Here is a 19,929-nt window from a genome sequence, read left to right on the forward strand (position 1 = left end):
AATTCCCGCCGAGACGGGCCGTTTCGGCTCTGCCAGGGCGTCAGCGCCAGTCGGCGCGTCGGCCAGCCCGTCAGCCCGTCAGCCCTCAGCGGGTCGCGCGGCATCGCCGCGCTGCATGTCCTCTTCCAGGAGCGCGGTGATCGACCGCAGCGTCTCCGGGGACACATCCCCGAGCGTGCGTGCCGCGAAGTTGACCACGCGCTGGGCACGCAGGCTTTTCACGAACGCGAGCTGGGAGTCGACGCGGTCGGGGAGGTCGCAGTCAGAGCCCAGCAGGTACTCCGGCGGGATACGGAAGAACTCGCCGATGCCCGTGAGCAGGTCGACGTCTGTCACGAGAGGCCCGTCCCCGGTGATCATGTAGGCCCACCGGGCTCGGGAGAGCGACAGGCCCCGCGCCTGCAGTCCCGCGGCGATCTGCTTGTAGGTGTGCGGCGTGTTGCCCTCGGCGACGACCACGTCAAGCAGGAGGTTGAGCTTGCGTGCCAGTTCCCGCTGCGGACTGATCGGTTCGCCGGGGATGCTGGGCCTGTCGTCGGCTGCTCGCGGGTCAATCACGATGTGTGGCCCTGTCGGGGTGTCACGGGGCGGGCAAGGGTGGTGACGATCGAAGCCGCGGCGGGGATGGCCCGCACGTGGTTCTCGGCGGCGTTGATCAGTGTCCGTTCGGACACCGTCAGGCTCTGGTCTGGGTTGAGGAGCAGGCTATCCCACACCTCGACATAACGCCGGTACAGGTGAGCGCCGGGAGCCCGCACGAGGAGCAGCCCGACGTGCGAGAGGTCGCGCTCGATGCTGAGCTCCGGAGATCCGGCCAGCAGGCGCTCCCACAACGGAGTGATCCGCCACAGCAGCACCCGGTCGCGGCTGGTCTTCAACAGGGCCTGGATACCCACTTCCATGGCAGTCAGACCTAGACCCAGGCCGAGGCAGACGGGAGCGGTGGCGAGGGCGATGTGGTACGCGGTGTAGGGCCACCCGTCAAAGGAGAAGTCCGGACTGAGAAGGGCTGCGGTCACGCTCGCGAAGCTGACGATCGTGTAGACCAGAGCCCCGAGGCAACCGAGCACAACGAGAGCGAGAGACGCCCGAGTGATCAACCGATGCTGAAGGCGCAGATCGGACACGCATGCCGCACCTACCGACACGGAGAAGAGGGCCATCGCAATCCACGTGGTGGACGAGTAGGCGGCGAAATCCCAACGATTCGGAAAAGCCTCGTGGATCTGGTCTCGAAAACGCCAGTCTCCGCCGAAGAATAGGACAGCTTGGGCGGTGACAATGGCGCCGGTGACGAGTGCGGTCACCTGATTCCTACGCCGAGTGAGACCGCCCACGGACACGGCCTCCTGCACGATGCCGTCCAGAAGGCCAATGGTAACGATCGCCGTTGCATGAAAGCTGAAGTAGGCGACGTTGTCCCCACCCAGCAGTCCGTCGACGGCGTTGTACACGACGTAAGGCTGCAGGGTCATTGTCGTCCCGAAAGCAACGAGGACCCAAAAGAGACGGCGACGACGACCGCGAAGGACTGACGGCACGCACAATATTGTGGCGATCCAGATCAACGCCGACACCGACAGCAGGATGATCTGCACTACAGCACCCGGCCGAAACCGGTTCGGGGGCCGTTGGCCGTTTCGGCGCTGTCTCCGAGCATGATCAGGGCCAGCCGGTCGCCGATCGCCTCGGCTAGGGCTTCCTGCTCGTCGGTGAAGTTGCTGCGGGACAGCGCGTACGCGATCGAGTCGAGCGGGATGAGGGGTGCGAGCAGCGCGACCCGCTCGGCCGGCATCAGCTGCTTCTCATGCCGCAGGATCATGTGGCCGAACTCATGGTTGATGAACTGCTGGCGGTGCACGGCGGAGTCCGTCGGCGCATGGTGGATGCGCTCGAAATTCTCCCCGGCGACCTCGATCCACAGCCCGCAGACTCCGGAGTCTACGAGCCGCGGACTCGCCGCACGAATCAGGATCGCCTTGCCGCGCAGACCTTCCATGTACCGGTGCAGCGTCGCGGCGGTCAGCGGACGCGGGAGGGTGAGGGTGGCCACCAGTTCGCGCGCCCGCTCGGTGCGTGCTTCGTAGTTCACGTCCTGCTCCCCCCTTGTGCGCCGCTGTCCCGTGGCGCCGGACCGTGACATTAGACATGTCCAACAGGTGCTAGCCTGACATGTGGTTGGACATGTCCACGCTACCGGGTCGGGGGACCCGCGCACGCCACGGACCGTCCAGTCGCGCTCCGGTTCGGAGTGTTCACGCGCACAGCCTCATGGGCGACACTGAAGGGGAACAGGGTGTCGCCCGGGGGCGGTGGGTCACAGAATCACGGCGCTTGGATGTGCCGCGCAGATTTGACAGCACGAGAAAGCCCCGCCACCCGAAGCCGGGCGGCGGGGCTTTCTCCGTCGCGGCGCTACTTCTTCGCGTACGCCGGGTGAACTTCATTGTGGGCATCGCCGACGCGGTGCACACGGATGTCGTTCGTGGAACCCGCGATTCCGGGAGGGGAACCGCTGATAACGACGACCTTGTCACCGAGCTGCGCCAGACCCTGGCCCAGCAGGATGTCATCCACCTGTCCGAACATGGCGTCCGTGTGGGTGACCCGGTCGACCAGGTAGGTCTGGATGCCCCAGGTAAGGGCCAGTCGACGACGGATACCGGGCTCCGGGGTGAAAGCCAGCATGGGGATCTTCGACCGCAGCCGGGACATCCGTCGGGCCGAGTCACCGGACTCCGTGAAGATGCACAGGAACTTCGCTTCGACGAACTCGGCGACCTCGATGGCGGCGAGGGTAATCGCACCGCCCTGGGTACGCGGCTTGTTCGTCAGCGGAACGATACGCTCCAGGCCGTGGTCCTCGGTCGACGCGACAATCCGCGCCATCGTCTGGACCGTGACGACGGGGTATTCGCCGACGCTGGTCTCGCCACTGAGCATGACCGCATCCGCGCCGTCGAGCACGGCGTTGGCGACGTCAGACGTCTCCGCGCGGGTCGGCACCGGGCTGTGGATCATGGACTCGAGCATCTGCGTCGCCACGATGACCGGCTTGGCCATGCGACGAGCGAGCTCGACCGCCTGCTTCTGCACGATCGGAACGGCCTCGAGCGGCAGCTCCACGCCCAGGTCGCCACGGGCCACCATGATGGCGTCGAACGCGTCGACGATGCCCTCGAGGTTCTCCACGGCCTGCGGCTTCTCGATCTTCGCGATCACGGGAACGCGGCGTCCTTCTTCGGCCATGATCTCGTGCACGCGGGTGATGTCGGCGGCGTCCCGAACGAACGACAGCGCGATCAGGTCCGTGCCGAGGCGGAGGCCCCAGCGCAGGTCGGCCTCGTCCTTTTCGGACAGGGCCGGCACGTTGACGGCGACACCGGGCAGGTTGATGCCCTTGTTGTTCGACACGGGGCCGGCAACGATCACCTTGGTCGTCACGACGGTGTCGTTCGTGGCCACCACCTCAACCTTGACCTTGCCGTCGTCGATCAGCAGGAAGTCGCCGGGCTTGACGTCCTGGGGCAGGCCCTTGTACGTGGTGCCGGAGAGTTCCTTGGTACCCAGGATTTCTTCTGTGGTGATCTTAAAAATGTCTCCGAGGGCCAGTTCGTAAGGGCCGCCTTCGAATTTTCCGAGACGGATCTTCGGTCCCTGCAGGTCGACCATTACGGCGACGGCACGACCGGAGTCGTTCGCTGCTTTGCGTACATTCGCATAAACACCCTCGTGGACCTGGTAGTCCCCGTGGCTCAGGTTCATCCGGCAGACGTCGACACCGGCATCGATAAGGGAACGAATTTGATCGTAGCTGGCTGCTGCCGGCCCGAGCGTGGCGACAATTTTGGCGCGTCTCATTCTGAAAAAACTCCGGTTTCCGCGCTGTTTCGGCGCATATTCTCTGTTGATGGTTGGGAGACCACGGGGTGGTGGATCTCTTGGAATCGAATCACTGGATCAGTGACCAATCAGATTGCGAAGGCATGATCGGTCGGTTTGACCGGTGCAGGCAGTTGCGTCTCGCCTTCGAGGAATTTGTCGACGGCTGCCGCAGCAGCCCGACCTTCGGCGATCGCCCAGACGATGAGCGACTGGCCACGGCCGGCATCACCAGCAACGAACACGCCTTCATGGCTGGTCTGGTAATTAACGTCACGCTCGACATTACTCCGCCCATCGACCGGCACGTGCAGCTGGTCGGTCAGCTCGCGTGATTCAGGACCGGTGAAGCCCATGGCCAGGAGAACCAGATCCGCAGGGATCTCGCGCTCCGTTCCGGCCTTGGGCACCCGGCGTCCGCCCCGGAATTCGGTCTCGGCCACGCGGATGGCGCGCACCTCGCCCGCCTCGTTGGCCAGGAACTCCACCGTCGACACCAGGTACTCGCGGTTGCCGCCCTCTTCGTGGGCGCTCGACACCTCGAACAGCGTCGGTGACAGCGGCCACGGCTGGTGTTCCGCCCGTTCCGTGCCCGGTTGGCGGCCGATGGCGAGATTCGTGACGGATGCCGCGGCCTGGCGGTGCGCGGTACCGATGCAGTCGGCACCGGTGTCGCCGCCGCCGAGTACGACCACGTGCTTGCCCTCGGCGGTGATCTGCTGGTCGACCGTGTCGCCGGCGCCGACCCTGTTCTGCTGCACGAGGTATTCCATGGCGAAGTGCACTCCGGGCAGGTCGCGCCCGGGGATCGGCAGGTCGCGGGGTACCAGGGCCCCCGTGGCGACCACCACAGCGTCATAGCGGGCCCGGAGGTCATCCCAGGTGATGTCGACGCCGATGGTGACGCCTGCGCGGAAGCGGGTCCCCTCGGCCGTCATCTGGCCGAGTCGGGTCTCGAGGTGCTTCTTCTCCATCTTGAAGTCCGGGATGCCGTAACGCAAAAGCCCGCCGATCCGGTCGTCGCGCTCGAAGACCGCCACCGTGTGACCGGCCCGCGTGAGCTGCTGCGCGGCCGCGAGGCCGGCCGGGCCAGAGCCGACGACCGCGATCGTCTTGCCGGTGAGGCGTCCGGGCGGCTGGGGCTGCACCCATCCGTTGGCGAAGGCCTGGTCGATGATGGAGACCTCAACCTGCTTGATCGTGACCGGCGGCTGACTGATTCCGAGAACGCAGGCCGACTCACAGGGTGCCGGGCAGAGGCGCCCGGTGAACTCCGGGAAGTTGTTGGTGACATGGAGACGTTCGATGGCCTGTCGACCCTCGTCCCGCCAGGTGAGGTCGTTCCATTCCGGAATGATGTTGCCGAGCGGGCAACCCTGCTGACAGAACGGCACACCGCAGTCCATACAGCGGCCGGCCTGGCGTTTCAGTTGCGTCGCGTCGCCCTGCTCGTAGACCTCTTTCCAGTCCATCAGACGAACGGATACGGGACGGCGGGCCGGAAGCTCCCGGTCCGTGGTCTTGAGGAATCCTTTCGGATCAGCCATTGGTTGCCTCCAGAATGCGGTTCCAAACGACGACGCCATCGGGGTCGAGGCCCTCGTCGACGGCGGTCTGCCTGGTTGCCAGGACGGCCGCGTAGTCGCGCGGTAGCACCTTGACGAATGTGGACATGGTGGTCTCGAAATCGGCCAGCAGCCGGGCCGCCAGGGCGGACTCGGTCTGGTCATGATGCTGTCCGAGCAAGTCGCGCACGATCTCGCGGTCCGCGCCGCCGAGCGGCAGAAGTGTAAGTTCGCCGGAGTCGAGGGCCTGCCGGTTGACATCCTCGGTACGAAGACCGTAGACGTAGGCGGTTCCGCCAGACATACCGGCACCCAGGTTGCGCCCCGTTTCGCCCAGGATGACCGCCAGTCCCCCGGTCATGTATTCGAGGGCGTGATCTCCGACGCCCTCGACGACGGCGGTGGCCCCGGAGTTGCGCACCAGGAAGCGTTCGCCCACGATGCCGCGGATGAACATGCTGCCCTGGGTCGCGCCGTAGCCGATGACGTTACCGGCGATCACGTTCTGCTCGGCCGGGAACAGGCTGCCCCGGTCGGGTCGCACGGTGATCTGGCCACCGGAGAGACCCTTGCCGACGTAGTCGTTGGAGTCACCCTCGAGCCGCAGGATGATGCCGCTCGGCAGGAACGCGCCGAAGGACTGTCCGGCGCTGCCGGTGAGGGTGACGTCGATGGAACCGGACGGCAGCCCGTTCTCGCCGTGGCGCACGGTGACCTCGTGGCCGAGCATGGTGCCCACGGCCCGCTCGGTGTTTCGGATGGGCAGGGAGATCGAGACCTGCCCACCGTGTTCAAGCACACTGGCGCTCTGCCGGATCAGTTCGTTGTCGAAGTGGAGCTCGAGTTCGTGCTCCTGAGGGCGACCGGACTGCCGGGGCTCCCCCGCGGAGAAGTCCGGACCGACGAGGACGGGCGACAGGTCGAGTCCCGAGGCCTTCCAGTGCGTAAGCGCCCCGTTGACGTCGAGCACCTCCCGGTGGCCGATGGCCTCGTCGAGGCTGCGGAATCCGAGCTCGGCGAGGTACTCGCGCACCTCCTGAGCGATGAACTCGAAGAAGTTGATCACGTGCTCGGCCTTGCCAGTGAAACGTTTGCGCAGCTCGGGATTCTGGGTGGCCACCCCGACGGGGCAGGTGTCCAGGTGGCAGACGCGCATCATGACGCAGCCCTCCACGATCAGCGGGGCGGTCGCGAAGCCGAACTCCTCGGCGCCGAGCAACGCTCCGATGATGACGTCACGGCCGGTCTTCAACTGGCCGTCGACCTGCAGCACGACCCGGTCGCGCATCCCGTTGAGCATCAGGGTCTGCTGCGTTTCGGCCAGGCCGAGTTCCCAGGGGGTCCCCGCGTGCTTGAGGGAGTTGAGCGGGCTCGCGCCGGTTCCGCCGTCGTGACCGGAGATGAGAATGACGTCGGACAGGGCCTTGGCCACTCCGGCGGCGACCGCGCCGATACCGGACTGGCTGACCAGCTTGGTGTGGATGCGCGCGGCCGGATTCGCCCGCTTCAGGTCGAAGATCAACTGTTTGAGGTCTTCGATCGAGTAGATATCGTGGTGCGGGGGCGGCGAGATCAGGCCGACGCCGGCGGTCGCGTGCCGGGTGCGGGCGATCCACGGGTAGACCTTCGTGGGCGGCAGCTGGCCGCCCTCGCCGGGCTTGGCTCCCTGCGCCAGCTTGATCTGGATGTCGTCGGCGTGGGACAAGTACATGCTGGTCACACCGAACCGGCCGGATGCCACCTGCTTGACGGCGCTGCGTCGCTCCGGGTCGAGCAGACGGTTAAGGTCTTCTCCACCCTCACCAGTGTTGGACTTGCCGCCGAGGCGGTTCATTGCGATGGCGAGGGTCTCGTGCGCCTCGGCGGAGATCGATCCGTAGCTCATCGCCCCCGTCGCGAAGCGCTTCACGATCGAGGAGATCGGTTCCACCTCGTCCAGCGGCACGGGGTGGCGCTTGCCGGTCGTGAAGGTGAACATGCCGCGCAGCGTCATCAGGCTCGTCGCCTGGTCGTCGACGAGTTTCGTGTACTCGCGGAAGATGTCGTAGCTGCGCGTGCGGGTGGAGTGCTGAAGCCGGAAAATGGTGTCCGGGTTGAACAGGTGCGGAGACCCGTCGCGGCGCCACTGGTACTCACCTCCGGTCGCGAGGCGTTCGTGCGCGGTGACCGCGGCATCCTCGGGGTAGGCGGCCCGGTGCCGGGCCTCATTCTCGGCCGCGACCACCTCGATCCCGATGCCGCCGAGCTTGCTCGTGGTGCCGGTGAAGTACTGGTCGATGAATTCCTGGCTCAGTCCCACGGCCTCGAAGGTCTGCGCGCCGGCGTAGGAGGAGACGGTCGAGATCCCCATCTTGGACATGATCTTGAGCACGCCCTTGCCGAGGGCCTTGATCACGTTGCGCACGGCCTGTTCGGGCGTGACGGTCGTGATGTAGCCACTGCGCACCAAATCCTCGCACGTTTCCATCGCAAGGTACGGGTTCACGGCGGATGCGCCGTAGCCGATCAGGAGGGCGACGTGGTGCACCTCGCGCACATCGCCGGCCTCGACCACGATGCCGACCTTCATGCGGTTCTCGGTGCGGATCAGGTGGTGGTGAACCGCGGCAATCATCAGCAGCGACGGAATCGGGGCCAGGTCCTTGTTGGAATCCCGGTCGGACAGGACGAGGAACATCGCGCCGTCGTCGATGGCGGCGTCGGCCTCGGCGCACATCTCCTTGATGCGGGCCTCGAGGGCGTCCGGCCCGTCTTCGAACCGGTAGAGCCCGCGAATGGTCCTGGTGGTGCGGCTGCCCGGTGCGGTGTCGATGTGCTGGATCTTCGCCAACTCGTCGTTGTCGATCACGGGGAAGTCGAGCACGACCTGCCGGGCGTGCTCGGGGCCCACCGAGAGGAGGTTGCGTTCCGGACCGAGCCCGAGCTTGAGGGAAGTGACAACTTCCTCGCGGATCGAGTCGAGCGGCGGGTTGGTCACCTGGGCGAACTGCTGCGTGAAGTAGTCGAAGAGCAGCCGGGGTCGGTCGCTGAGCACGGCGATGGGGGTGTCGGAGCCCATCGCGCCGAGCGGTTCCCCGCCGAGGCGAGCCATCGGCGCGAGCAGGATGCGCACCTCCTCCTCGGTGTAGCCGAAGGTGCGCTGGCGGCGCACGACGGATGCCGGCGGGTGAACGATGTGCTCCCGCTCGGGCAGATCCTTGAGGTTGATGCGCCCGGCGTCCAGCCAGGTTCCCCACGGCTCGCTGGCCGCGAGGTCGGCCTTGATCTCGTCGTCTTCGATCAGGCGTCCGGCGACCGTGTCGACCAGAAACATCTTGCCGGGACGCAGGCGGCCCTTGCGCACCACCCGGTTGGGGTCGATGTCGAGTACCCCGATCTCGCTGGCGAGCACGACGAGGCCGTCGTCGGTGATGAGGTAGCGGCCGGGGCGCAGCCCGTTGCGGTCGAGGGTGGCGCCGACGAGGGATCCGTCGGTGAACACGATCGCGGCCGGTCCGTCCCACGGCTCCATCAACATGGAATGGTACTCGTAGAACGCACGGCGTTCGGCGTCGAGGTCGGTCTGGTTCTCCCAGGCCTCCGGCACCATCATCATGACGGCGTGCGGGAGCGAACGCCCCGACAGGCTGAGCAGCTCAACGACCTCATCGAACGAGGCCGAATCGCTGCCGCCGGGGGTGACGATCGGAAGCAGCGGCGCCAGGTCGCCGAGCAGGTCGGATTCGAGCTGCGACTGGCGCGCCTGCATCCAGTTGCGGTTGCCCTGAACCGTGTTGATCTCGCCGTTGTGCGCGATCATGCGGAACGGCTGCGCGAGCGGCCAGGACGGGAACGTGTTGGTGGAGTAGCGGGAGTGCACAAGGGCGAGCTTGGAGACGAAGCGCGGATCGGACAGGTCCGGGTAGAACGGCTCCAGCTGAAGCGTCGTGACCATACCCTTGTAGACCACGGTGCGACAGGACAGTGAGGCGAAGTAGATCTCCAGCTCGCGTTCGGCACGCTTCCGCAGCCTGACGGCCTGGCGGTCCAGCGCGATGTCGCCGAGCGTGTCGCCGGCCTCGGTCGTGCGGGCGCTCTGCACGAACAGTTGCTGGATGGCCGGCATGGCCGCGCGCGCCAGGGTGCCGACCTCGTCGGGGCGCACGGGAACTTCGCGCCAGCCGAGGATCACCAGTCCCTCTTCGAGGGCGATCCGGTTGATCTGGCGCTTGATGCCGCTGCGCTTGGTGGGATCGATCGGCAGGAACACATTTCCGACGGCGTAGCAGCCCGCCGTGGGCAGGGCGAAATCGGTGACCGACCGCAGGAACTCGTCGGGAACCTGAGTGATGATGCCCGCGCCGTCTCCGGTGCCGGCATCCGATCCGACCGCACCGCGGTGCTCGAGGTTGCGCAGCGCGTCGAGGGCGAGGGTGATGATGTCGTGCCCGGCGGTGCCCCGAAGCGTGGCAACCATGGCGAGGCCGCAGGCATCGCGCTCATCGGCCGGGTTGTACAGGCCCTGCGGCTTCGGCACTGCGCTGAAGCGCGAGAAGAGGGATGTTTGCGGCATTGGACCGTCCTCACAAAAATAACTGGCGAGTGGGGACGACGCTGGCCCGCTCAGGTAGACATGTGCGCGGCGGCCCGTCATACCGGGTCACAAGCCGTGGAACAGGTTGGAGTCAACCTGAGCCTAAAGGCGCGAGTTGCTGGTGCTTGTGGCTGCAACGTCGTCTGATCCGGCGGGACCGACGGCCTCATCACCGTGATCCTCGGGGTCCGAATCAAACTCATTAGATTCTACCTCAGCGTCGGGCCCCTTCCACTCGCGGCCGGGAATGTACACGCTCGCGGGCAGGCCCGTGTGGCGCTTGCTCTGCACGACGATCAGGATGATTCCGAGCAGGATGGCGGCGAAAGCGGCCCACACATTGGTGCGGAGGCCGAAGAACATCTCGCTCGGGTCGACCCGGATCGATTCGAAGAAGCTGCGGCCGAGGCCATACCAGATCAGGTAGACGCCGAAGGCCTTGCCCCAGCGGAGCGCGACCTTGCGTTCGATCGCGAGGATCAGGACGACGCCGACCACGTTCCAGATCATCTCGTAGAGGAAGGTTGGGTGAAACAGCGTTTCGGGGGGAAGTCCGATCGGGAGGGCCGGGTTCGCCGCGGAAACCTCGAGGCCCCAGGGCAGGTCGGTCGGCAGACCGAAGAGCTCCTCGTTGAACCAGTTGCCGAGACGGCCCATGGCCTGCGCCACGAGCATCCCCGGTGCCAGGGCGTCCGCGAAGGCCCAGAACCGGATGCCCGAGATGCGGCAGCCGATGTAAGCGCCGACGGCCCCGCCCAGGAGCGCTCCGAAGATGGCGTTGCCGCCGTTCCAAATGGCGAACACCTCGAGAGGGTTGGCACCCTCGAAGAAGTAGTCGGAGGGGTGCGTGAACACATGGTAGAAGCGCGCGCCGACGATGCCGAGCGGAACGGCCCACAGGATGATGTCCAGCACCACGCCCGGCTCGCCGCCGCGCGCAGACAGTCGGCGGCTCGTCATGACGGTGGCGGCGATGATCCCTGCCAGAATGCAGAGGGCGTAGGCGTGGATGGTGAACGGGCCGAGGGTGAACGAGCTCCATTCGGGGCTCGGGCTCGGGATGCTCAGAAGAAAAGACACCTGGGGACTACCTTTCATCGTGGCGCCGGGGAGGCCCCGTGACCGCCTCGGTCAACTTACCTTAGCTTTGGGGTGCTTCGATGGCGGGGATCAGACGGCGGGGCGCAGATCCCGGGCACTGGCCGCGAGGTCACGGGTGAGGGCGGCCAGGGCCGGCACTCCCCCGTCGGACAGTGCCTTGACCAGGGCGGAACCGACGATGGCGCCATCGGCGTAGGCGAGGATCTCCCGCACCTGCTCCGGGGTGGAGATACCGAGTCCGACGCACGCGCTGGTGGATCCGACGGCGCGGAGGCGGTCGACGAGCACCCGCGCGGCGGAGTCCACGTCGCCACGGGCGCCGGTGATTCCCATGGTGGAGGCCGCGTAGACGAAGCCGCGGCTGGCGTCCACTGCCTGACGCAGCCGGGCGTCGGACGACGACGGGGCGGCGAGGAAGACACGGTCGAGTCCGGTTCGCGTGCTGGCTCCCACCCAGGCGGCCGCGTCGTCGGGGATGAGGTCGGGCGTGATCAGCCCGGCGCCTCCCGCCGCGAGCAGGTCATCGGCGAACCGGTCCACGCCGTACTGCATGATCGGGTTCCAGTAGGTCATGACCAGAACGGGCACGTTCACCTGGGCAGTGATCGCCGCGACGGCCTCGATCCCGTGCCGCAGCCGGAAGCCGTTGGCCAGAGCCTGCTGGGTGGCCGCCTGGATCACTGGCCCGTCCATGACGGGATCGGTGTACGGCAGGCCCAGCTCGATGACGTCGACACCGTTCTGCGCGAGTGCCACGGCCGCGTCGATGCTCTCGGTCAGGGTGGGGAACCCGACGGGCAGGTAGCCGATCAGAGCACCGCCGCCCTCGGAGCGGCGACGGGCGATTGTCGCCTCGACCGTGCTCGTCGTTCCGGTCGTGGGGCCCGTACCTGTTTCCGTGCTCATGACCGTTCCGCGCCCTTGTCGAGCAGGTCGAAGTACCGACCCGCGGTTTCCATGTCCTTGTCGCCGCGTCCGCTGAGGTTTACCAGGATGGTGGCGTCAGGTCCGAGCTTCTTGCCGAGGTCCAAGGTGCCGGCGAGGGCGTGCGCCGACTCGATGGCGGGGATGATGCCCTCCGTGCGGCTGAGCAGCCGGAGGGCGCTCATCGCCTCGTCATCGGTGACCGGCAGGTAGGTGGCCCGGCCGATACTGGCGAGCCACGCATGTTCCGGGCCCACCCCCGGGTAGTCCAGACCCGCAGAAATGGAGTGCGACTCCACGGTCTGACCGTCTTCGTCCTGCAGCAGGAAGCTGCGGGCGCCGTGCAGGATGCCGGGGCGCCCCTTGGTGATCGTCGCCGCATGGCGCAGGGTCTCCGCGCCGTCACCGCCGGCCTCGTAGCCGACCAGGGCCACCTCCGGGTCGTCGAGGAACGCGTGGAAGATACCCATGGCGTTCGAACCACCGCCGACGCAGGCGGTGACCGCGTCGGGGAGGCGGCCGGTGAGGTCCAGCACCTGCTGGCGGGCCTCCTCGCCGATGATCTTCTGGAAGTCGCGCACCATGGCCGGAAACGGATGCGGCCCGGCGACGGTACCGAAGATGTAGTTGGTGGTCTCGACGTTGGTGACCCAGTCACGCATGGCGTCGTTGATGGCGTCTTTCAGGGTGCGGGACCCAGTCTTGACCGGCACGACCTCGGCGCCGAGCAGTCGCATCCGGGCCACGTTCAGGGCCTGGCGCTCCGTGTCGACCTCGCCCATGTAGACGACGCAGTCGAGCCCGAACAGGGCGGCGGCCGTCGCGGCCGCCACGCCATGCTGCCCGGCGCCCGTCTCGGCGATGACGCGGGACTTGCCGATGCGCTTGGTGAGAAGTGCCTGGCCGAGCACATTGTTGATTTTGTGCGAGCCGGTGTGGTTGAGGTCTTCCCGCTTGAGGATGATGCGGGCACCGCCGGCGTGCGCGGCGAACCGGGGCACCTCGGTGATGATGGACGGGCGCCCGGTGTAGCTCCGGTGCAATTCCATCAATTCGGCCGCGAAGGCCGGGTCCTGCCGTGCCAGCGCGTACTCGTCGGTCAGCTCGTCGAGGGCAGCCACGAGGGACTCCGGCACGAACCTCCCTCCGAAGTCGCCGAAGTACGGGCCTGCTTCTGTTCTGAGGGACGTTGACATTTAAACCGCCAGGAATTCGGAGAGGGTTCGGATGGGATCGTTTGTGACGAGGGCCTCGCCGACGAGCACGATGTCGGCGCCGGCGGCGCGGTAGTGCGCCACGTCGGCGGCGGTCTTGACGGCCGATTCGGCGACGCGGACGACGCCCGAGGGGATCCGGTCCGCGAGCCTGCCGAACAGGTCCTGATCGAGTTGGAACGTGGACAGGTCGCGGGCGTTCACCCCGACGAGGCTTGCGCCAATGGCCAGGGCGCGGTCGACCTCCTCGGCGCTATGGGTCTCGACCAGCGCGGTCATGCCGAGCTGGCGCACGAGGTCGTGCAGGGAGACCAGGGTGGTCTGGTCGAGTGCGGCGACGATGAGCAGAACCATGTCGGCACCTGCCGCCCTGGCCTCGAAGACCTGGTACGGCAAGCCGATGAAGTCTTTACGCAGCACCGGGATGCGCACGGCGGATCGCACCTGCTCGAGGTCTGACAGGGAGCCGAGGAACTTGCGACCTTCGGTGAGCACGCTGATCGCGCTGGCGCCGCCGAACTCGTAGGAGACGGCGAGGGCGGCAGGGTCCGAAATCTCGGCCAGGGTGCCCCGGGACGGGCTGGCGCGCTTGACCTCCGCGATGATCTTGACCTGGTCGGCGGGTGCGAGCACCGCCAGGGCATCGATCGCGGGAGTTTGGTCGAGAGCGGTTGCCTCGACGATGGCGAACGGACGGGCGGCCCGACGAAGTTCAGCGTCGGCGACGGCCCCGGCTAGAAGATCAGACAGCACTCGACTAGTGGCCCAGGTGAGCCGTATCGGCTACGCCGTAGCCGATTTTGGCGAGGATCCAGCCGACCAGCAGGCCAACCACCAGCAGGCCGACGGATGCCCAGACGAGCCAAGGGATCACCAGAAAGAAGGCAACGGTGCCGATCGCGACGGCGAGAAGCATGATGGTGACGGCGGTCCAGGCCGCGATCGAATGGCCTTCACCTGGGTCTACCGATTCAAAGCTCATGATTCTCCTTTTGTGCGTTGACGGGCAAGCCAAGTCTAGCGGCCCCACGGTTCGCCGGCCTCCCCAGCGCACCAGGTGAAACCGGGAATCAGGTCTCGATTCACTGCGGGGTGGTGGGGTCTTCGCCGCGGCTCAGCCCGTCCCAGTCGTCGACGGCGTCACGTTCGGGTGCGGAAACGTCCGCGGCGTCGGGACCGTCGGCATCCGTCGCCTCGGCCGACTCGGCCGCTTCGAATCGCACGGCCTGGTAGCGGGACGTCGGTCCGGGCCAACGCCTGGAGGTGACGAGCACCCCGACCCCGGCGCCGCCCATGACCACGCCGGCGAGCAGCGCGATGAACGGCCACGGCGTCACGGCCGCCGAGGCGACGGCGTCGACGACCGAGTCTGCGCCGGAGATCCCGGTGGCATCGGTGACCGCGCCGGCACTGGCCGCCGCCGGATCGGTGACGGCCAAAATAGCCGAAAGGCACACGGAGAAGCCGAGCAGAACCTGAAGCAGGCCGAGGACCACCCGGATGACGGGACCGGCGATGCTCAGGGCACCGGCGAGGGCCAGTCCGGCGAGGGCGAGGGCTGTCACCCCGGGGGCGGCCGTGGAGCCGGACGCCTCGAGGCTGTGCACAGCCGAGCCGGACTGCCCCACGATGACGTTCACCCAGACCTGGGTCCAGGCCAGCAGGGCCAGACCGCTGGCCGCCAGCACCACGAGGATGTGCCCGAGCTTGAGGCGCCGTGCGGATGCCACCTAGCGCACCCGCTTCATGGCGTTCGCGACCGCGACCGCGCGGAGGGGCGCCGCGGCCTTGTTCTGCGACTCCTGGTATTCCGACGCCGGGTCGGAGTCCGCGACGAGGCCGCCGCCGGCCTGCACACGGGCGACGCCATTCATGATCGTGGCGGTCCGAATGGCGATGGCCAGGTCCGCGTCCCCGGCGAACCCGAAGTAGCCGACCACCCCCCCGTACACGCCGCGCTGCGCGGGCTCGAGCGCGTCGATGATCTCGAGGGCGCGCGGTTTCGGGGCCCCGGAGAGAGTGCCGGCCGGGAACGTGGCGCGGAAGACGTCGATCGCGGACCGGCCCGGCAGCAGGTTCCCCTCCACCGAGGAGACGAGGTGCATGATGTGGCTGAACCGCTCGATGCGCATGAACTCGGTCACCTCGACCGAGCCGGGTGCACACACCTTGAGCAGGTCGTTGCGGGCCAGGTCCACGAGCATCAGATGCTCGGCGCGTTCCTTGGCGTCGCCCGCGAGCTCGGCTTCGAAGTCGGCGTCGGCCTCCGGGGTCGTGCCGCGCGGCTTCGAGCCCGCGATCGGATGCGTGAACACCCGGTCGTTCTGCACCTTCACCAAGGCCTCCGGGGAGGAGCCCACGATCCAGTAGGTCTCCTTCTCCGGCGATTCCAGGCTCAGCAGGTACATGTAGGGCGACGGATTGAGGCTGCGCAGCACCCGGTAGACGTCGATGGGGTCCGCCGTGCACTCCTGGTCGAACCGCTGGGAGACGACCACCTGGAACACGTCACCGTCGACGATGTGCTCCTTGGCGACGTCGACCGCGGCGAGGAAGTCCTCACGTCGGGTGCGGTTCGTCGGGGAGGCGGGCGTGGCGAGGTCGACCTCGGCGAGCCAGGTCTCGGAGGGCTCGGCCAGGCGAGCCTGCAGGGCGTCGAGCCGGTCCTGGGCGGCCGCCCAGAGGGCATCCGGTTCGTCGTGGCCGTCGTTGAGAACGTTGGCGATGAGCTGCACGGTGCCGTATTTGTGGTCGATCACGACGAGGTCGGCCACGAAGCTGAAGGCCTGGCCCGGCACGTCGTAGTCCGCCGGCGGGCGATTCGGCAGGCGCTCGATCTGGCGGATCGCCTCCCAGCCGATGAATCCGACGAGGCCGCCGGTCAGGGGTGGGTGGCCGGGCATCCGCGGGGTTTCCCAGCGTTCGTGGAGGGCCGCGAGAGCCGCCAGCGGGCCGAGGCCGGCGGCGTCGCCGAGGGCGCGCTCAGCCGAGAGGCCGTAGTCGAGCCAACGGGTCTCGTCGCCCTGCTGGGTGAGCACGCCGAACGAGGACACGCCCACGAACGAGAACCGCGACCAAATGCCGCCCTGCTCGGCGGACTCGAGCAGGAAGCTACCGGGCTGGCCGGCAGCGAGCTTGCGGTAGATGCCCACCGGGGTTTCGCCGTCGGCGAAGAGTTCGCGCACCACGGGGAACACCCGGTGGTCGTCGATCTGGCGCGCGAACTGCCCGGCGGTGGTCGTCGGGGCTGTGCCGGAGCTGTTCGGTGCCATGGTCAGTCCTTCGGTTTTTGGGTGGTTGCCCGGTCTGCTGCCACGTCGGGTGCCGCGGGGCGGGCGCCGGTCACGACCTCGATGCCGCGCCCGTCGAAACAGGTGCGAGAGCCGGTGTGGCAGGCTGCTCCGACCTGGTCCGCCTGCACCAGGAGGGTGTCCGCGTCACAGTCGAGCGCGGCGGACTTCACATACTGGCCGTGGCCGGAGATGTCGCCCTTGCGCCAGAATTCCTGGCGACTGCGCGACCAAAACGTCACGCGCCCCTCGGTGAGCGTGCGGCGCAGCGCTTCCCGGTTCATCCAGCCGAGCATGAGCACCTCACCGGTGTCCCACTGCTGGATCACCGCCGGCAGCAGGCCGTCGGAGTTGAAGACGGCCCTGGCCAGGGCGTCGTCGAGGGTGGAGAGCACATCGGTCATTTACGGAGCCGTTTCGGGTCGGGTAAGGCACAACATCATCAGCGCACGGGCATTCCGGCGTGCCGGAGCTCCGCCTTGACGTCGCCGACGGTCAGCTGGCCGCTGTGGAACACGGATGCCGCGAGCACGGCATCCGCCCCCGCCGCGATGGCCGGGGGAAAATCCTCGACCCGGCCGGCGCCGCCGGAGGCGATCACCGGAACGGTGCTCAGGGCGCGCATCAGCGTGATGAGTTCGACGTCGAAGCCCGCCTTCGTGCCGTCGGCGTCGATGGAGTTGACGAGCAGCTCGCCGACCCCCAGCCCGATGGCCGTCTGCGCCCAGGCGAGAGCGTCCAGGTCGGTTTCGGTGCGGCCACCGTGGGTGGTGACGACGAAGCCGGACTCGGTGCGCCCGCTGCGCTTCACGTCAAGCGAGAGCACGAGCACCTGGGAGCCGAACCGGTCGGCGATCTCGCCGATCAGGGCGGGCCGCTTGATGGCGGCGCTGTTGACTCCGACCTTGTCGGCACCACTGGCCTGCAGCCGGGACACGTCCTCGACCGTGCGGATGCCGCCGCCCACCGTAAGCGGGATGAAGACCTGCTCTGCGGTGGCGCGCACGACGTCATAGGTGGTGGCACGGTTGTCCACCGTGGCGGTCACATCGAGGAAGGTGAGTTCGTCGGCTCCCTGCTCGTAGTACCGGCGGGCGAGTTCGACCGGATCGCCCGCGTCTCGCAGATTCTGGAAGTTCACGCCCTTGACCACGCGGCCGTCGGCCACGTCGAGGCAGGGTATGACCCGCACCGAAAGACTCACGATTGTGCCTCCATTGTGTGTCGCCGCATCTGGGTACCGCCGGTCAGCCCGTTACAAGCGGGCGTTGTGAATGGAGCTGATCAGGATGGCGCGCGCCCCGAGCTCGTAGAGGGCGTCCATGACATGGTTCGTGTTCAGGCGCGGGATCATCACACGCACGGCAACCCATTCCGGGTCGTGCAGGGACGATACGGTGGGCGACTCGATGCCGGGCGCCAGCAGGCAGGCGTCGTCGAGGAGCGTCTGCGGGATGTCGTAGTCCATCAGCACGTACTGGCGGGCCACGAGCACGCCCTGCAAGCGGCGCAGGAGGGTCGCGATGCCGGGCTTGTCGTTCTCGGAGCTGATCAGCACGGCCGTGGACTGCAGGATGACCGGGCCGAAGATCTCGAGGCCGGCCTTGCGCAGAGTAGAGCCGGTGGAGACGACGTCGGCGACGGCATCCGCCACGCCGAGCTGAACGGCGGACTCGACCGCGCCGTCGAGGGTGACCAGTGTCACGCTGACGTCGTGCTCGGCGAGGAAGGCCTCGACCAGTCCGGGGTAGCTGGTGGCGACGCGATGGCCGGACAGGTCGGCCAGGTCGGTGAAGCGGCCTGCGGGGCCGGCGAAGCGGAAGGTGGAGTCGCCGAAGTCGAGGCTGGCGATCTCCTGGGCGGTGGAGCCCGAGTCGAGCAGCAGGTCGCGCCCGGTGATTCCCACGTCGAGGGCTCCGGAGCCCACATAGGTGGCGATGTCGCGGGGACGCAAGTAGAAGAACTCCACGTCGTTGCGGGGGTCGGCGACGACGAGGTCGCGCGGGTCGCGGCGGCCGGTGTAGCCGGCCTCGAACAGCATCTGCGCGGCGGTTTCGGACAACGAGCCCTTATTGGGCACGGCAATTCTCAGCATTTGGGCACTCTCTGCGTCTTCAGGTTCTGGCAAACAGGTCTCACGGGGTCAACCGGGTGGAGTCTCTCTGATGACGCGTCACAGATGGCGGTACAGGTCGGCGAGGGTCAGCCCCTTCGCCAGCATCATCACCTGCACGTGGTACAGCAGCTGGCTCATCTCGGCGGCGGTTTCGTCGTCGCTCTGGAACTCGGCGGCCATCCAGACCTCAGCGGCTTCTTCGACGATCTTCTTGCCGATGGCATGTACGCCGGCGTCGAGTTCGCGCACGGTCCCCGAGCCGTCGGGGCGGGTCCGTGCTTTGTCGCTCAGTTCAGCGAACAGGTCGTCAAAAGTCTTCACCTGACTAGGGTACTAGTGCGCGTGCTGGTGTTCGGTCGCGGCGGCGCGCAACAGGGCGATCTGCTTCGCCGGGTCCGCGGAGTTGAACACGCTGGAGCCGGCGACGAACGTGTTCGCCCCGGCCTCGGCGGCGATGACGATGGTGTCCTCGGTGATGCCGCCGTCGACCTGCAGCCAGACGTCCAGGCCGGACTTCTTCACGGCCTCCGACAGGGTGCGGAGCTTGCGCATGGTGGAGGGCATGAAGCTCTGCCCCCCGAAGCCGGGTTCGACGGTCATCACGAGCACCTGGTCGAATTCGGGCAGAAGCTCGAGGTAGGGCTCGATGGCCGTGCCGGGCTTGAGGGCGATGCCGGCCCGGGCGCCGATCGAGCGCAGCTTGCGGGCCAGGCCGACCGGGTTGGTCGTGGCCTCCGCGTGGAAGGTGACCGAGAACGCGCCGACTTCGGCGTAGCCGAGCGCCCAACGCTCCGGGTTCTCGATCATCAGGTGCAGGTCGAAGGGCAGCGGGGAGACTTGGGCGAGGCGGTCGACGACGGGCGGTCCGAACGTCAGATTCGGTACAAAATGGTTGTCCATGATGTCGACGTGCACCAGGTCGGCGGTGCGGATGCGCCCCAGGTCCCGTTCGAGATTGGCGAAGTCGGCGGCGAGGATGCTGGGGTTAATCCGGGTGACCATGCCTTCACCCTACTGCGGCGAGCCCCGGTGGCTCGAAAGTCCCATGCCGGTCGAGTCCAAGGCCCTGGAGCGATCCCGTCCCGAACGAATTCGACGGAGATTTTGCCGAAATGGGCCTAGAACCTTTCAAAAAAGTGGTTTTCAACCAGAATCTCCGTCGAATTCGTTCGGGCTGCGACGGAAAAGGATTTGGGTGCCTGGACCTCACAAGCCCTGCCGCAGATCCGGCGCGCGTTGTGGCTTACGCAGGAGATCCGTCCGG

General features: G+C 67.2%; 18 protein-coding genes. All 18 read right to left on the bottom strand.

Features of this window, described 5'->3' with window-relative positions; translation table 11 throughout:
- Positions 1 to 78: 78 nt before the first annotated feature.
- The 18 genes from CXY81_RS11055 to rpe all read right to left on the bottom strand — a co-directional run bounded on the left by CXY81_RS11055 (position 79) and on the right by rpe (position 19,667).
- Entirely contained in the window at positions 79 to 558 is a 480-nt protein-coding gene (locus tag CXY81_RS11055) for a hypothetical protein (RefSeq protein WP_233194136.1), read from the bottom strand.
- Entirely contained in the window at positions 555 to 1,475 is a 921-nt protein-coding gene (locus CXY81_RS11060) for a DUF6545 domain-containing protein (protein ID WP_146067682.1), read from the bottom strand. The genes CXY81_RS11055 and CXY81_RS11060 overlap by 4 nt, the downstream gene beginning before the upstream one ends.
- A gap of 122 nt (positions 1,476 to 1,597) precedes the next feature.
- Positions 1,598 to 2,092: a hypothetical protein gene (locus CXY81_RS11065; protein WP_104170991.1), complete on the bottom strand. Its 495-nt coding sequence runs from the start codon at positions 2,090 to 2,092 to the stop codon at positions 1,598 to 1,600.
- Positions 2,093 to 2,415: 323 nt separating this feature from the next.
- On the bottom strand, positions 2,416 to 3,861 hold the full coding sequence (gene pyk / locus CXY81_RS11070) for a pyruvate kinase (protein WP_104170992.1): 1,446 nt from the start codon (positions 3,859 to 3,861) through the stop codon (positions 2,416 to 2,418).
- A gap of 110 nt (positions 3,862 to 3,971) precedes the next feature.
- Positions 3,972 to 5,429 carry a glutamate synthase subunit beta gene (locus tag CXY81_RS11075; protein WP_104170993.1) on the bottom strand — a complete coding sequence of 486 codons (1,458 nt, stop codon included), beginning with the start codon at positions 5,427 to 5,429 and terminating at the stop codon, positions 3,972 to 3,974.
- Positions 5,422 to 9,999, bottom strand: coding sequence for a glutamate synthase large subunit (gltB, locus tag CXY81_RS11080; protein WP_104194867.1), 4,578 nt, complete (start codon positions 9,997 to 9,999; stop codon positions 5,422 to 5,424). The genes CXY81_RS11075 and gltB overlap by 8 nt, the downstream gene beginning before the upstream one ends.
- A 123-nt stretch (positions 10,000 to 10,122) precedes the next feature.
- Positions 10,123 to 11,118 (bottom strand): prolipoprotein diacylglyceryl transferase, encoded by a 996-nt coding sequence (gene lgt, locus CXY81_RS11085; protein ID WP_104194868.1) that lies wholly within the window; start codon positions 11,116 to 11,118, stop codon positions 10,123 to 10,125.
- A gap of 72 nt (positions 11,119 to 11,190) precedes the next feature.
- Entirely contained in the window at positions 11,191 to 12,027 is an 837-nt protein-coding gene (trpA, locus tag CXY81_RS11090; protein WP_104170996.1) for a tryptophan synthase subunit alpha, read from the bottom strand.
- Positions 12,024 to 13,241 (bottom strand): tryptophan synthase subunit beta, encoded by a 1,218-nt coding sequence (trpB, locus tag CXY81_RS11095; protein WP_104194869.1) that lies wholly within the window; start codon positions 13,239 to 13,241, stop codon positions 12,024 to 12,026. The genes trpA and trpB overlap by 4 nt, the downstream gene beginning before the upstream one ends.
- Positions 13,242 to 14,012, bottom strand: coding sequence for an indole-3-glycerol phosphate synthase TrpC (gene trpC / locus CXY81_RS11100; RefSeq protein ID WP_104194870.1), 771 nt, complete (start codon positions 14,010 to 14,012; stop codon positions 13,242 to 13,244).
- Between the two features lie 4 nt (positions 14,013 to 14,016).
- Complete coding sequence (locus tag CXY81_RS11105; protein WP_104194871.1) at positions 14,017 to 14,241, bottom strand: DUF6704 family protein; 225 nt, start codon at positions 14,239 to 14,241, stop codon at positions 14,017 to 14,019.
- A 100-nt stretch (positions 14,242 to 14,341) separates the two neighbouring features.
- On the bottom strand, positions 14,342 to 14,989 hold the full coding sequence (locus tag CXY81_RS11110; RefSeq protein WP_104194872.1) for a Trp biosynthesis-associated membrane protein: 648 nt from the start codon (positions 14,987 to 14,989) through the stop codon (positions 14,342 to 14,344).
- Positions 14,990 to 16,531 carry an anthranilate synthase component I gene (locus CXY81_RS11115; RefSeq protein ID WP_104171000.1) on the bottom strand — a complete coding sequence of 514 codons (1,542 nt, stop codon included), beginning with the start codon at positions 16,529 to 16,531 and terminating at the stop codon, positions 14,990 to 14,992.
- Positions 16,532 to 16,533: 2 nt separating this feature from the next.
- Positions 16,534 to 16,953 carry a phosphoribosyl-AMP cyclohydrolase gene (hisI, locus tag CXY81_RS11120; protein WP_104171001.1) on the bottom strand — a complete coding sequence of 140 codons (420 nt, stop codon included), beginning with the start codon at positions 16,951 to 16,953 and terminating at the stop codon, positions 16,534 to 16,536.
- Between the two features lie 38 nt (positions 16,954 to 16,991).
- A complete protein-coding gene (gene hisF, locus CXY81_RS11125; RefSeq protein ID WP_104194873.1) occupies positions 16,992 to 17,753 on the bottom strand; it encodes an imidazole glycerol phosphate synthase subunit HisF in 762 nt (253 codons plus the stop codon).
- A 51-nt stretch (positions 17,754 to 17,804) separates the two neighbouring features.
- Positions 17,805 to 18,644, bottom strand: coding sequence for an ATP phosphoribosyltransferase (gene hisG, locus CXY81_RS11130; RefSeq protein ID WP_104194874.1), 840 nt, complete (start codon positions 18,642 to 18,644; stop codon positions 17,805 to 17,807).
- 78 nt (positions 18,645 to 18,722) lie between these two features.
- Entirely contained in the window at positions 18,723 to 18,986 is a 264-nt protein-coding gene (locus CXY81_RS11135) for a phosphoribosyl-ATP diphosphatase (protein WP_104171004.1), read from the bottom strand.
- Positions 18,987 to 18,998: 12 nt separating this feature from the next.
- Positions 18,999 to 19,667, bottom strand: coding sequence for a ribulose-phosphate 3-epimerase (gene rpe, locus CXY81_RS11140; RefSeq protein WP_104171005.1), 669 nt, complete (start codon positions 19,665 to 19,667; stop codon positions 18,999 to 19,001).
- Positions 19,668 to 19,929: the final 262 nt, after the last annotated feature.

The sequence above is a fragment of the Cryobacterium sp. M25 genome, from assembly GCF_002929635.1.
In the GTDB taxonomy this organism is placed as follows: domain Bacteria; phylum Actinomycetota; class Actinomycetes; order Actinomycetales; family Microbacteriaceae; genus Cryobacterium; species Cryobacterium sandaracinum.

Coding starts and splice junctions, on each gene's coding strand:
- hisG (WP_104194874.1), bottom strand. CDS start 18,644: ATGCTGAGAATTGCCGTGCCCAATAAGGGCTCGTTGTCCGAAACCGCC.
- rpe (WP_104171005.1), bottom strand. CDS start 19,667: ATGGTCACCCGGATTAACCCCAGCATCCTCGCCGCCGACTTCGCCAAT.
- CXY81_RS11105 (WP_104194871.1), bottom strand. CDS start 14,241: ATGAGCTTTGAATCGGTAGACCCAGGTGAAGGCCATTCGATCGCGGCC.
- trpA (WP_104170996.1), bottom strand. CDS start 12,027: ATGAGCACGGAAACAGGTACGGGCCCCACGACCGGAACGACGAGCACG.
- CXY81_RS11075 (WP_104170993.1), bottom strand. CDS start 5,429: ATGGCTGATCCGAAAGGATTCCTCAAGACCACGGACCGGGAGCTTCCG.
- hisI (WP_104171001.1), bottom strand. CDS start 16,953: ATGACCGATGTGCTCTCCACCCTCGACGACGCCCTGGCCAGGGCCGTC.
- pyk (WP_104170992.1), bottom strand. CDS start 3,861: ATGAGACGCGCCAAAATTGTCGCCACGCTCGGGCCGGCAGCAGCCAGC.
- trpB (WP_104194869.1), bottom strand. CDS start 13,241: ATGTCAACGTCCCTCAGAACAGAAGCAGGCCCGTACTTCGGCGACTTC.
- CXY81_RS11060 (WP_146067682.1), bottom strand. CDS start 1,475: ATGACCCTGCAGCCTTACGTCGTGTACAACGCCGTCGACGGACTGCTG.
- lgt (WP_104194868.1), bottom strand. CDS start 11,118: ATGAAAGGTAGTCCCCAGGTGTCTTTTCTTCTGAGCATCCCGAGCCCG.
- gltB (WP_104194867.1), bottom strand. CDS start 9,999: ATGCCGCAAACATCCCTCTTCTCGCGCTTCAGCGCAGTGCCGAAGCCG.
- CXY81_RS11115 (WP_104171000.1), bottom strand. CDS start 16,531: ATGGCACCGAACAGCTCCGGCACAGCCCCGACGACCACCGCCGGGCAG.